This window comes from Pseudoalteromonas piscicida, from assembly GCF_000238315.3.
In the GTDB taxonomy this organism is placed as follows: domain Bacteria; phylum Pseudomonadota; class Gammaproteobacteria; order Enterobacterales; family Alteromonadaceae; genus Pseudoalteromonas; species Pseudoalteromonas piscicida.
In genome coordinates this window covers 4,065,844-4,079,470 of the sequence record NZ_CP011924.1, presented here as the reverse complement: position 1 = coordinate 4,079,470, position 13,627 = coordinate 4,065,844, and the positions used below count along the sequence as shown (strand labels likewise).

Here is a 13,627-nt window from a genome sequence, read left to right as displayed (position 1 = left end):
TTATCTCCCGTTACCAAATCTGTCGCGGTTAAATCTATCACCGCCTGAATTGACAGAACTATTTTGCTGCTGGTTACCTTCAATCCTTTGACGAAGTTGCTCTATTTCACTTTGATTTGGTAAACGAACTGGTGACGAAGCATTGTTATGTGATTGCATAATCTTATCAAGCGGTAGATACAACATGTTATTACCACCTTCAACATCAACCAATACCTTTGAGCTTCGACCTAAAACTTGCTCCATCGCATCAATATATAAGCGTTTACGCGTTACTTCTTTCGCCGCTTGGTATTCTGGCAGTAACTTTTCAAAGCGCTCCACTTCACCTCGAGATTCAAGGATAATACGTTCGCGATAAGCTTCTGCTTCTTGCGTCATACGAGTTACTTGACCACGCGCACGCGGTTCAATTTCTTTCGCATAAGCTTCTGCTTCACGAATGAAACGCTCTTCGTCTTCTTGTGCAGCAATTGCATCATCAAATGCGTCTTTTACTTCTGCAGGCGGACGAGAATCTTTAAAGTTAACGTCAGTAACAATCAATCCAAGGTTATATGGTTCGATAATACTGTTTAGCTCTTCCCAAGTGCGCTGACGAACCACTTCACGACCCGTAGTTAACACTTGATCCATGCGAGAATGACCCACAACGTAACGCAGAGCACTGTCTAGCGCTTGTTGTAAGCTGTGGTCAGCATCGGTCACACTGAAACGATAAAGCGTTGGATCAACAACACGATATTGCACTTCAAACTCAACGCTTACTACGTTTTCGTCTTCCGTAAGCATAAAGCCAGACGCCGACAATGAACGTACCGCTTCAATATCTACAGGAATAACACGTTCGATGAACGTGGCTTTCCAACGCAGACCTGGCTCAGCAATACGGTCAAACTTACCAAATTGCAACACGATACCGCGCTCAGCTTCTTTTACAGTGTAAATACCACTTAGTGCCCATACGATGGCTGCGATAATAAGTATAAAGACGAAACCAGCACCGCCTAATCCGCCATTACCACCTTTCCCCGGCTTACCGCCGAAAATACCGCCGAATTTATTACCAAATTTACGGAATACTTCATCTAGATCAGGTGGGCCTTGATCCCGCCCCCCGCGGTTTTTCCACGGATCGTTATCATTGCCATTATTACCCGGTTCGTTCCAGGCCATAGCTATACTCCATTGTTATTTAAATGAATTAGGTTAAATCTAACAAAATTCGAGCGACTCTCATATAAAAATACGCTCGAAATTGACGATTTTTAACTACCAACGACCAAATCATTGAGATTTCGCCCGAATTCCTTATTGAGCTTTTCCCATTCGATTTTTGGCATTCTTACCGAAACAAGCCAGTTGCCTTGCTCGTCGTAGCCTTTTTCATCCACGGCATTAAGCTCAAATAGCGCACCTCGTAAACGCCCAAGCGCAGGAGGGACAGCAAGCTCAGCTGTGAAAACGGTTTTTGCCAACAACTCTTTAACGGCGTCGAATAACAACGAAATCCCTTCTCCAGAGTGGGCACTTAACCACACTCTGATCGGTTTTCCTTCATCGTCCCTATCTATTCTAGGCGCAACTTCGTCCATTAGATCAATTTTGTTGTAGACTAAAAGTTGAGGAATGTCATTGGCTTCAATTTCCTCTAGAACCAATTGTACCTGTTCTATGTTTTCTTTTCTTCTCGGATCTGCAACATCGATGACATGAAGCTGTAAATCTGCCTCACGAGTCTCTGTTAAAGTCGCCTTAAATGCTGCTACCAAGTCATGAGGTAAATGACGAATAAAACCTACTGTATCTGCTAAGATAACGGGGCCAACATCATCGATTTCTATTTTTCTTAGCGTAGGATCAAGCGTTGCGAACAATTGGTCCGCAGCATATACATCCGCATCCGTAATTTTGTTAAACAGCGTCGATTTACCCGCATTGGTGTAGCCTACCAGAGAAACAGTTGGGATCTCGTTACGACTACGCGCTCGACGCCCTTACTCACGCACAACGGCTACCTTGTCTAATCGTTTACGAATACTCTTAATTCGCTCTCTTAGTAACCGTCTATCGGTTTCTAATTGGGTTTCACCAGGACCACGTAAGCCGATCCCCCCTTTTTGCCTTTCTAAGTGCGTCCATCCTCGAATTAAGCGCGTAGAGATATGCCTTAGCTGAGCAAGCTCAACCTGCAATTTACCTTCGTGGGTACGGGCTCTTTGCGCAAAAATATCTAAGATCAGCGTTGTCCTATCTAACACTCGGCACTTACAAACGCGTTCTAAATTGCGCTCTTGTGAGGGACTGAGTTGGTGGTTAAATATGATGACATCTGCGTTGTGGATGTTGACAATCTCGGCAATTTCTTCAGCTTTACCCGTTCCGACAAACAACTTTGCATGTGGTGCTTGACGGCTGCCTTGCACAACCGCCACACTACTAACACCAGCAGAAGAAACTAGCATTTCCAATTCACGTAGATCTTCGCGATCTCCTTCGTGAGGAAATTCTATATGAACCAAGACTGCCTGTTCGCCGGCTTCATAACGGTCAAACAAGCATTAAGCTCCTACTAATAAGAATTAATAATTACCTTCTTCACCTTGGTCGCCCGCTTCACTTCCGGTTGCATTTTGGAAGTTAACCGCACGAGCTGGAACCACAGTGGAGATGGCGTGTTTGTAAACCATTTGGTTTACTGTGTTTTCAAGCAAAATCACAAATTGGTCAAATGACTGGATCTTGCCCTGTAATTTAATGCCATTCACTAAAAAAATTGAGACAGGAATGCGCTCACGACGCAAGACATTCAAAAATGGGTCTTGTAAAGATTGGCCTTTTGCCATTTTCTTATCCTTCGTTTTAGGTGTTATTATGTCAGGTCGTTGATTTAATCAGAACACGCTGATTTAACAACTACTATTAGCTTAGCGAAGTTAGAACACGTTGCAAGTTTTCTTGACTATCGGTGTCAAGCCAAGTCACATCTTGCCACCCCCTCAGCCAAGTTAATTGCCGCTTCGCCAGTTGTCTGGTCGCTGCGACGCCTTTGAAAACCATTTCGTTATAATCGCACTCGCCAGCTAAATACTCCCACATTTGCCGATATCCGACACAGCGAATAGAAGGCAAATCAGGGTGTAAATCTTTACGTTGATATAAGGCCAAAACTTCATTTTTAAAGCCTTCATCCAACATTATTTTAAATCTTTTCTCTATACGCTCATGTAAGACTTTTCGGTCATTTGGCGCAATCGCAAATTGATGAAACTGATATGGCAATGCATCCTGTTTGCTTTGCTGCAATTGAGTCATCGTTTTACCACTAATGCGATAAACTTCCAAAGCGCGGTTGATGCGTTGCGAATCGTTTTCGCTGATTTTAGCCGCGGCTTCTGAGTCAATCTCTTTTAACTGTTGATGCAGCGCAGGCCAACCCTTTTGTTCGGCTTCGCGCTCCAATACCGCTCTGATTTCAGCATCAGCCTCTGGTAATGGCGACAGGCCTTCAATCAAGCCTTTAAAGTACATCATCGTGCCACCGACTAAAATTGGCACCTTGCCACGCTGATGAAAATCATCAATTAGTTTAATAGCATCAGCACGAAACTCAGCAACCGAATAGCTTTGTGCAGGGTCAATAATATCAATTAGGTGATGCGGTGCCTGTGCTTGCTCTTGTGCGCTCGGCTTTGCCGTACCGATATCCATCCCTTTGTACACTAACGCCGAGTCTACACTGATGATTTCGGTATTTAACGCTTGGCATAACTCTATGGCCAATGCGGTTTTGCCCGCTGCTGTCGGTCCCATTAGGGTAATGACAGGTAACTTGTTCACATCTAACCTACTAATAAACTGCACTAATCTCGTATTATAGCTGATAGTACATGGTAATTAATACCTACTTAGGCACGAATTACTGCGAACTTAAAAAACTGACCAACTTCTGGGCATCAATTGTAACCGCACTTTTATGAATACGAGCCAAACATGAGGCTTTTGAAAGTAATTTTTCTTTAACTAAATCAAAATGCTGGCTATCGAAATAGCTACTGGGTGTTGAGACTTCTAGCCACTGTAACCAATCTTGGAGTTCAGCATCTGAGCTTGGTTCCATCATCTGCTTAGAAATTTCACCAACATCTATGCTATAGAGCGACACTGGCAACTTTTTAACTAAAATATGGCCATCAAAAACTTCAATCGCAAACCCTAAAATTGCCAACCAAGTTTCACGCTGCTGCAATGCTTCCAGCGCCGCTTTATCTAACTTGATGCGCACGGGTAACAACAGCGCTTTGCCTTGCAGTGTGCCATCTTGCTCAATTTGCATTTGCCAATATGGCAACAGCCCCAGCCTACAATCACCAAACAACAACTGATTGTCTTGCTCAAGCATGACTTTGCCTTGCGGCAACAACATCCAGCTAGATTTACTGGCTGATATCGGGACACTACTTGCTTCACTTGACGGTAATGCAGCTTCTTCAATTTGATCGAAGTGTTGCACCGCCATAATTACTTCGACCGCCACCTAAGGCTACTCTTGAAGCCTCAGTGCGTTCGCCGAAGGTACTTGGAGCCGAATAGGCCTGTGGTTGCGTTTCGGGCTGTAAGGTTGAACGGTAACTTTGATGATAGGTTTCATCTACCTGTTCTTGGGGCGTAAATAATGGCGATGCGATATCAGGTGCTTGAGTCTCGGTCTCGCTTGCACAAGGTAAATCAATTTGCTCCGTCGCGACCTGCTTTATTGCTTGTACGATAAAGTCGTGAACCAAGCGCGCTTGATGGAAGCGAACTTCGTGTTTCGCGGGATGGACATTAACGTCAACTTGTCTCGGATCTAACTCAAGATATATGACAAAACCGGGAAGCTCTTCATGCCCGATTGATTCATCAAATGCTTGGCGAATAGCATGCAAGATGAGCTTATCTCGCATCATACGACCATTCACGTAGGTATATTGTGTGCCGTTGTTGACCCCTGCAGGTAACACCCAACCGAATAACCTCAGTCCCTCATGCCCTGAGTCGATAAAGCTTGCTTGCTGTAAGAATGCTTTACCACAAACTTGCGCAACTCGCTCAACCCCTTTTTCAATAGTGCGAGGGCGATATTGGCGAACCACCTTTTGGTTATGAGTGAGCGTGATGGCAACATCAAAACGACTCAATGCAATACGCTTAACCAGCTCATCGATATGGCTAAACTCAGTTTTTTCAGTACGTAGAAATTTCCTGCGCGCAGGCGTGTTGAAAAACAGATCTTTGACTTCAATGGTGGTACCGTCTGGGTGCGCGGTAGGTTGAACCTGCACAGCCATATCTCGCCCTTCGGCGAAAGCCTGCCAAGCAGTTTCTTGCGCTTGAGGTTTAGAGCTCAGAGTCAGTCGCGATACTGAACTGATGGATGCCAGCGCCTCACCTCGAAAGCCAAGCGAAGCAATACACTCCAGATCATCCAAGCTTTTCAGTTTACTTGTCGCGTGGCGAGAAAGCGCCAACATCAGCTCATCTTTAACAATGCCAATACCATTATCACGGATCCGAATAAGCTTGTGTCCTCCACGCTCAATATCTATTTGAATGCGCGTCGCACCAGCATCAATACTGTTTTCCACCAGCTCTTTCACAACGGACGCTGGCCGCTCCACCACCTCACCGGCTGCGATTTGGTTGGCTAACCGAGCTGGAAGTATTTCTATCGTCATCATTTACGCTTTTGGAATAGTTAAGACTTGCCCAATAAACAAGGTATTGTTTTTCAGGTTATTTGCTTTTTTCAATTCACTGACCGTAATGCCATAACGGCTAGCCAGCACACTCAATGACTCGCCACTTTTTACTTTATGCGTTACCGGCTTATTGGATTGCATACGCGCAAATAGCGAGTTATCCGGTGGATTTTTTTCATAATAGCCTTTTATCGAACTAAAAATAGCCCGAGCTAAACGCTCTTGGTAATGCGGAGACATTAATAGTTTTTCTTCTTGAGGGTTTGAAATAAAGCCAGTTTCCACCAGAATAGAAGGTATATCTGGTGATTTTAGTACCCCAAAGTTTGCAGCTTGCGGCCTGCTTTTGTGCATTTTTGCCACTTTTTTCAGCTCTTTGACGACTTCTTCTGCGACCTGAAACCCAGTTTTCATCGAATGTTCCATCGACATATCAAGTAGCGCTTTGGCTAAATATTTTTCGTTGGCCGTATCTTTAATTAAATCGGCAGCCCCACCTAATAACTGTGAGTGTTTTTCTTTGTCTTCTAGCCACTTACCTATTTCAGAATTTGCTCTGCGCAGTGATAACACCCAGACCGACGCACCGCGTGGTTGAGGGCTGGTGAAGGCGTCTGCGTGAATAGACACAAAGAAATCCGCTTTTCTTTCGCGCGCTCTTGCGGTTCTCGTATTCAACTTAAGGTAATAATCGCCAGTACGAATAAGCTTTGCGCTCATCCCCGGCTGGCTATCGACTAAGCGTGCTAAACGCTTCGCAATTTGAATGGTTACGAGCTTTTCATAAGTACCTGAAGGTCCAATGGAACCCGGATCTTCACCGCCATGACCCGCATCGATGGCGATGACAATATCTCTGTCTTGCGCCAGTGTTTTTCGTGGCGTGGCAGTTTTTGTATCGTCATAAGCGCTCATCTGCTTACCATACAAATCAACGACTAGTCGGTTTTTATACGGACCGGTTGGTGCTAACGCAAAGATTTTTGGCGTAGCGCTGCGACTTAGCTCCACAACAATCCGTGCAGAATTGCTATTCTTCGGCTTGCTGTGACGCACTTTCTTTACAACGCGATGTTCGTCAGGAATACTCGGAAAGTCTTTTTGTTGCTTAGTGTTTTCAAGGTCGATCACTAAGCGCAGCGGATTTTTCAGCACAAAATAGCTGTAATCCGGCTTATCGCTCATATCAAAAACAATACGAGTGCTTTCTGGAGAGGGCCAAACACGCACACTTTCGATGGCGTTTTGGGCAATGCTGTGCATGCTCGTTAAGAGCATGCAGATAAAAATGAAAATATAACTGATAGTCGGCTGATTACGCATAATCTTGTAATTGTTTTAATAGTGCCTCGCCGCGGCTAGACTTGGCCTCAAGTGTAATTTGACGGCCATCACCAGCATACTGCATTGTGACGTCTATATCTGGGTTTGGAATAAAGCCTTCACCTTTTTCAGGCCACTCAACAACACAGATAGCATTACTTTCAAAGTAATCCCGGATCCCCATGTATTCGAGCTCTTCAGGCGAACCTAATCGATATAAATCAAAATGATATATTGAGACATCATCCAGTTCATAAGGTTCAACTAAGGTATAAGTTGGACTTTTTACCTTACCTGAATGACCAAGGCTTTGCACAATACCGCGAGTGAGCGTGGTTTTACCTGCGCCTAAATCACCGTGTAAAAAAAGTACCGCACCTTGACGAATAACATTGGCAATTTTATTACCCATGGCAACTGTTGCTGGCTCATCAGCCAAATCGAATTTCATATGACCTGTCGTCACCCTAAAATACCTCGAATATGTTCGAATAAATCCCCGGCCAACATACCTTTTTCGCCATCTTGGGCGGCCTGCTCGACAGCTAAACCATGAATATACACGGCTAGGTTTGTTGCAGCAAATGCTTCCACCCCTTGGGCAATTAAACCGCCTATGATACCAGATAAAACATCGCCCATCCCAGCACTCGCCATTCCAGCACAGCCTGAACGATTAATATTTATCCGCTCACCTTCAGATATCAAACTGCCCGGCCCTTTTAGTACCGTAACGGCGCCATATTCATGGCTAATTTTTTTAGCCACCGCGAAGCGGTCATTTTCATTTAGCGATGCCTCTAAGTGACTTAATAATCGTCTTGCTTCACCAAGGTGAGGCGTTAACACCCAGTTTGATTTTCGTCTCGGAGCATACGCTAAACAATTGAGTCCATCAGCATCTACAACCATCGGCAATTCAGTTACCATCGCACAGTTGAAAAGTGCTTTGGCCCAAGCGTCTTGACCAAGACCGGGACCAAGCACTATCACACTGGCTTTTTTCATCAGTGACGATAACTCATTCGCACTCTCAACACCGTGCACCATTAATTCAAAGCGCCCCTGTAAGACGCTCGCGATATTATCAGGATGAGTCGCTACCGATACAAGGCCTGCCCCTGCTCGCAGAGCGGCTTCTGCTGCCAATCGAATTGCCCCAGCCATACCACGATTACCGCCAATAAGTAACACATGACCATGTGCATTTTTATAGCTATCTAGTGCTCGCAGTGGCCTTGCTGCCATGAACGTTTGATGATTTAAGTAATTAGATGTTGGCGTTACTAGAGTTTTGAATGCTTCACCAACATCCAAGTCGGCTAACAATAACGTTCCTACAAAACGCTTAGCTGAGCCGCTAAGTAAGCCCTGTTTTAATGCGATAAAGGTAATGGTTTCGGTAGCTAAAAATGCACTAGATGCAACTTCTCCTGTTGTGGCATTTATACCGCTCGGTACATCAAGTGCCAACCTAGTAACCGGCAGTTTATTTATTCTGTCAAAACAAAGGCAAACATGCTCAGGCAACTCACCTCTAAAACCGGTGCCGAACACACCATCAACCACAACCGAAAACTGACTTAACTCTGCATCGTTTAAAGAAAAAACCAATGCACCTTGGTATTGAGAAAATGCCTGCTGCGCATCGCCCGTTAAGCTTTCGGGTGCAAATAACGCAAACACGGTGACGGAAAACCCAGCCTGCTGACATAATTGAGCGACGACAAAACCGTCTCCTGCATTATTGCCTTTACCTGTGATAATTAAGACATGGCTGGATTTGGGCTGGCTGTTTTCAATAAAGCGAAATGCAGCGGTCCCAGCTCGTTGCATTAAGGTACTTAGATCAGTGCCTGATAACTTAGCGGCTTTTGCTTCATATTGCTGCACTTGTTGGGCTGAATAAGCAAATTGTGGTAAATTGTCCGTGTATTCATTAGCCATTATTTCTTCCCGTGACGACCGATAATATCAATTATAGTGAACTTGCAGCACAAATTAAGCAATGGGGCCAAGAACTTGGCTTTGCAGAAGTCGGTATAACCGACATTGATTTACGCGAGCATGAAGCGCAACTTCAGCGCTGGTTAGACGCAGGCTATCATGGTGAAATGGCGTATATGGCGGCGCATGGAATGAAGCGTGCCCGCCCCGCTGAGCTGGTTCCTGGCACTCAGCGCATTATTTCGGTGAAAATGAACTACCTGCCACCCGATGCCAGCTTTGCCAGAGCGCTTGGTAACAAAACCACCGCCTACATCTCTCGTTATGCATTAGGTCGAGACTATCATAAAGTAATGCGCAACAAGCTAAAGCAGCTCGGACAAAAGATTGAGCAAGAAGTCGGCACGTTAGGGTTTCGTCCTTTTGTCGATTCAGCCCCTGTACTAGAGCGACAAATTGCAGAAAAAGCAGGACTTGGCTGGCGTGGAAAAAACAGTCTAGTGATTAATAAGCAGGCGGGTTCTTGGTTTTTCTTGGGTGAGCTGTTTGTTGATATTCCTCTTCCCATTGATAAACCAAACCAAGAAGAAGGTTGCGGCCGTTGTACCGCCTGCCTAACTTTATGCCCCACCGGCGCCATCGTAGAACCTTATGTCGTCGATGCGAGACGCTGTATTTCTTATCTCACTATAGAGCTTCAAGGCGCTATCCCAGAGGAATTTAGGGCAAAAATGGGGAATCGGATATACGGTTGTGATGATTGCCAGTTAGTCTGCCCATGGAATCGCTATGGTCAAATAACGGAAGAAGCCGACTTTTTGCCGCGAACTCAACTTAAAGATCAGCAATTATTGAGCTTATTTGCTTGGGATGAAGCAACATTTTTGAAAAATACCGAAGGTAGCCCCATTCGCCGGATTGGACATGAACGTTGGCTGCGAAACTTAGCCGTTGGCCTTGGCAATGCACAATACGATGAAGCTATCGTTATAGCACTGGAAGATAAGCGTCAGAGTGCAACTCCCCTTGTTATCGAGCATATCGACTGGGCGTTGGAGCAACAAAGACAAAAGTCAGACCAACATGAACGCAAGAAAGCAAGGCTGATCCGCATTATTGAAAAGGGCTTGCCACGAGACGCTTAGCGGATTTGTCGCGATAAAGAAGTCGCGCTAAAGCACGACCTACGGTCAAATAAGTTGAGAGAATCACGATAAAAAAGCTGCGCTATAAAAGCTAAAGAAGTCGCGCTAAAGCGCGACCTACGGCGGTATTGGAAAGTAGGGTTGCTATTCTGAGCGTCGCGAGAGTAGTTTTAAGTCTTCTTCAATATCATGGAAAGCAGTTTTCACTTCTCGCACACTTTCTTCCCGTGCGACTGAGCTTTGAATCGCTTTATCGACGTTTTGATAGATAAACATCTCCTGATCTTCGTCTAGACCCATTGTCGGAATGCGCTCTTCAAATAACTCTTGTAATGAACGGAACACTTTTTCGTTTTCTTGACGATTTCTATCAAGCAGCGACACCATGCTATTAAATTTACCTTGCACCATCTTTATCGCTTCTTCCAAATCTTCGTGTTGCTGTACCAGCTTGCGTTTAGTGGAAATAGCAATTAACTGTTGCTCCGTTACACTGGCAATAAAGCAAATATGATCCCGCAATCTACCGTGTTTATCAGGATCGTCTCCCGGCATATTGAGGATTAAAATACTCAAAAATGGATAGTTAACCAATATGCGGTTAGTAAATTCATGTAATCGCCCTTTGGTGTGTAAGATCTCAAATAATTCAATGACGATAGGTGAGCAAATTCCCGTAGTTGCAAAGTGATGCTTTTGTCCCTCAAGCCGAACCTCAACATTACAATTAAGTCCCAGTCCCTTTAGACATTGACATAAAGCTTCCGCCAGTCGTGGGATTGTTTCTATTTCACCGATTTGCTCGATGTAGGTAACGATTTGCCCCATTTCACTGCTATTAGCCATGGCGCTAAATGCTGTGGAGGTTGCATCTTCAATTTGCTGAGCCAGAATATCTTTTTCTAGTAGCATTTGATTCAAGTGCGTGAGCTTGGCTTTTAGTTCACCTTGGCCAAATGGCTTAACAATATAATCTTCAGCTCCCATTGAGTAGCCTTCCATGCGCTCTTCAACAGAGCCCCTTGCCGACACAAACATAACGATAATATGCTGTGTGTTTGGATTGGCTTTAATCGCCTTACATACCTCATAACCGCTCATTTTTGGCATGCTTACATCAAGTAAAATAACTTGAGGGTCAAAGTCTTCGACTACAGCTAGACATTCATGACCGCTTTCAACGGTTTTTAACTCAAAGTCTAAGTCTTCTAGAATCTCTTCAATGATTTCTAGATTAAATGGTTCGTCGTCAACTGCTAAGATTCTACGTAAAGCCATAAATGAATATCCTTCGTCGATTCACAATGGGAAAGGCACTGTGGGGAAAATACGGTAACTTAAGACCAGTGCTTCAACAGCTCCCAATCAGATTGTATTAGTACAAGCTCTATCATTATTTATAGACGCTTACTCAACGCCTTTCCAATTACCACAATTACACCGCGTTACTTTCAAGGTGCTCTGTTAACGGCAGGCTCACATTGATACATGCTCCGCCCTCAGGATTATTCTCGGCGTAAATCTGCCCTTTATGCAGTAAAATAAATTCCTTACAAATAGCAAGACCTAAACCCGTGCCGCCAGCACCACTGTCTGTTTTACTGCTTTGCACAAACTTGGCAAAGATCTGTTCCAATTCGTCATCCGGAATACCAACCCCTTGATCGGCAATCTTGATATGAATATCTTGATCTTTACAGCTTAACAGTACACTCACCTCACTACCCTCCGGGCTAAACTTGAGCGCATTACCCAATAAGTTTCTGATCACTTGATTCATTTGCTCCGGATCGCAAAAGGTCATCACGCCTTGAGCGGGCTTTTCGAAACGGATTTTTATCTTTTTCTCAAGCGCAGTGCCTGATACATCTTCAATACCGCTTTGGATCACATTAACGAGGTTGTGAAAGCTTGGGTTAAATGGAAACCGACCTGCGTCTAACTTTGATAAATCAAGCAGATTGTTAAGCAATACCAATAGACGCTCACCACTGGTTTCGATACGAGATAAATACTTTTTGAGCTTGTCCGCCGGCACTTCAGGAGCCGTTAGCTTATCTAAACCGAAACGTGCAAAACTTAATATAGAGTGCATTGGTGTACGCAACTCATGGGACATATTGGCTAAAAATTCAGATTTCGAGAGGTTGGCCGCTTCCGCTGCCTCTTTGGCTTTTTGTAACTGTGCCGTTCGAGCTTGCACTTCAAACTCTAGCAACTCTTTGGTTTCTTCTAGTACTTCTTGCTGCTCTTTAAGCTTTGAGACATTTTTAAAAATGACCGCAAATGCCATATCACCGTGATGATCGATTTCGTTAAACGTTCCCATCAAAGGAATACTGCGTTCACCCGCTTTTGGCAGACTCAGCTCACAGTTAAAATGCTTTAACATACCAACATGCTTCATCAAATCGCGTAATTGCGACACGGATATTTCATCAAATAGCTCAAAAATAGAGAGTGGCTGTAGCTCTTCTTCCGTCAGCTCAAACAATTCGCAACACGCGTCATTTGCTTCAATAATATGGCCTTGACGGTTGAACAGCATAATAGGATCCGGGGTATGTTTATAAATCACACGCAACAGACTATCGCGTTCAATTAAGGCATCGACCGTATCCTGTAGGCGCTCAACCAACTCTTGGTTATGGCGTCTTAAGAGCTCTGTTTGCCATAATTTATGTAGGCTTTGTAATAAATCGCTCTCATCAAACGGTTTAATCAGAATGTCCTCAACCCCTTGACGCACGGCTTCTAACATATCCACTTGATTAACCCGAGAAGTCATCAATAAGCAGCGGCAATTGTGATGCACTTGACGAACTTTATTAAACACATCTAAGCCTGTGTCTTTTTCTAGATTAAAGTCACAAATAAGGAGATCAACAGGGTGTCGCTCGGCAACTTGCATCGCTTCATCAAGCGTCGTCGCGGTCGTCACCGCAAGCTGTGCTCCGCGTAGACCGTTAGCTAAGGTCTCTAGGCGAGGCGTATGATGGTCAACCAGCAACACTTTGGGCAGCACTAAGGTATTAGTAGAACCAATTTCCAGTAGGCGCTCAAGTAAGCCAGTAATATCTTTATTGGCAAAGAAAGGATAGATCACAATGCCATTTGGCAAGGCCCGGTTGATTTCACTGAAAGATTTTAAGTGCTCGGCATTATCGGGTTTAGGTGCCAGCAACACTAACTTATCATGATTCCTCAGTTGATATAACGCTTGGAGCTTACTGGCGGGCACCCCATGAGCAATAACAACAACATCAAACTTATCAAAATCGAGATTTGCTTCCAGACTCCGGTAATGCACATGCTCTACCTCACCACCGAGTAACTCAAATAATACCTTTACTCGCATCGCTTGCACACTGCTGCTGTCAATAATCAGCACTCGATTCGTCATAACCAGATCCTTTACCGATAATTCTGAGATCCAGTTTAGTAGAAGAATTACAAGACGCTAAAAAATAG

At 44.4% G+C, this 13,627-nt stretch carries 11 protein-coding genes and 1 pseudogene; 1 reads left to right on the top strand and 11 read right to left on the bottom strand.

What is annotated here, in order from left to right; translation table 11 throughout:
• The 9 genes and pseudogenes from hflK to PPIS_RS18470 all read right to left on the bottom strand — a co-directional run bounded on the left by hflK (position 1) and on the right by PPIS_RS18470 (position 9,011).
• A complete protein-coding gene (gene hflK, locus PPIS_RS18505) occupies positions 1–1,176 on the bottom strand; it encodes an FtsH protease activity modulator HflK (protein WP_010377385.1) in 1,176 nt (391 codons plus the stop codon).
• Between the two features lie 92 nt (positions 1,177–1,268).
• Positions 1,269–2,558 (bottom strand): annotated as a pseudogene (gene hflX / locus PPIS_RS18500) (ribosome rescue GTPase HflX).
• A 24-nt stretch (positions 2,559–2,582) separates the two neighbouring features.
• A complete protein-coding gene (gene hfq / locus PPIS_RS18495) occupies positions 2,583–2,846 on the bottom strand; it encodes an RNA chaperone Hfq (RefSeq protein ID WP_010377383.1) in 264 nt (87 codons plus the stop codon).
• Positions 2,847–2,922: 76 nt separating this feature from the next.
• Positions 2,923–3,813: a tRNA (adenosine(37)-N6)-dimethylallyltransferase MiaA gene (gene miaA / locus PPIS_RS18490; RefSeq protein ID WP_017217035.1), complete on the bottom strand. Its 891-nt coding sequence runs from the start codon at positions 3,811–3,813 to the stop codon at positions 2,923–2,925.
• Positions 3,814–3,919: 106 nt separating this feature from the next.
• The gene (locus PPIS_RS25835) at positions 3,920–4,519 is read right to left on the bottom strand and encodes a hypothetical protein (RefSeq protein ID WP_249031228.1); all 600 of its coding nucleotides are present in this window, start codon (positions 4,517–4,519) and stop codon (positions 3,920–3,922) included.
• Entirely contained in the window at positions 4,491–5,717 is a 1,227-nt protein-coding gene (mutL, locus tag PPIS_RS18485) for a DNA mismatch repair endonuclease MutL (protein ID WP_248694111.1), read from the bottom strand. Before mutL ends, PPIS_RS25835 begins: the two co-directional genes overlap by 29 nt.
• A 3-nt stretch (positions 5,718–5,720) precedes the next feature.
• Complete coding sequence (locus PPIS_RS18480) at positions 5,721–7,064, bottom strand: N-acetylmuramoyl-L-alanine amidase (protein ID WP_010377379.1); 1,344 nt, start codon at positions 7,062–7,064, stop codon at positions 5,721–5,723.
• Entirely contained in the window at positions 7,057–7,530 is a 474-nt protein-coding gene (tsaE, locus tag PPIS_RS18475) for a tRNA (adenosine(37)-N6)-threonylcarbamoyltransferase complex ATPase subunit type 1 TsaE (RefSeq protein WP_010377377.1), read from the bottom strand. The genes PPIS_RS18480 and tsaE overlap by 8 nt, the downstream gene beginning before the upstream one ends.
• Positions 7,527–9,011 carry a bifunctional ADP-dependent NAD(P)H-hydrate dehydratase/NAD(P)H-hydrate epimerase gene (locus PPIS_RS18470; protein WP_010377375.1) on the bottom strand — a complete coding sequence of 495 codons (1,485 nt, stop codon included), beginning with the start codon at positions 9,009–9,011 and terminating at the stop codon, positions 7,527–7,529. Before PPIS_RS18470 ends, tsaE begins: the two co-directional genes overlap by 4 nt.
• Before the next feature lie 11 nt (positions 9,012–9,022).
• On the opposite strand from PPIS_RS18470, the gene queG reads away from it, so the two are divergent.
• A complete protein-coding gene (queG, locus tag PPIS_RS18465; protein WP_010377373.1) occupies positions 9,023–10,156 on the top strand; it encodes a tRNA epoxyqueuosine(34) reductase QueG in 1,134 nt (377 codons plus the stop codon).
• 144 nt (positions 10,157–10,300) lie between these two features.
• Here the strand turns inward: queG and PPIS_RS18460 are convergent, their stop codons facing one another.
• Both PPIS_RS18460 and PPIS_RS18455 read right to left on the bottom strand, forming a co-directional pair.
• Positions 10,301–11,434, bottom strand: a complete 1,134-nt coding sequence (locus tag PPIS_RS18460) for a response regulator (protein ID WP_010377372.1) — start codon at positions 11,432–11,434, stop codon at positions 10,301–10,303.
• A 157-nt stretch (positions 11,435–11,591) separates the two neighbouring features.
• Positions 11,592–13,559: a sensor histidine kinase gene (locus PPIS_RS18455; RefSeq protein WP_010377369.1), complete on the bottom strand. Its 1,968-nt coding sequence runs from the start codon at positions 13,557–13,559 to the stop codon at positions 11,592–11,594.
• Positions 13,560–13,627: the final 68 nt, after the last annotated feature.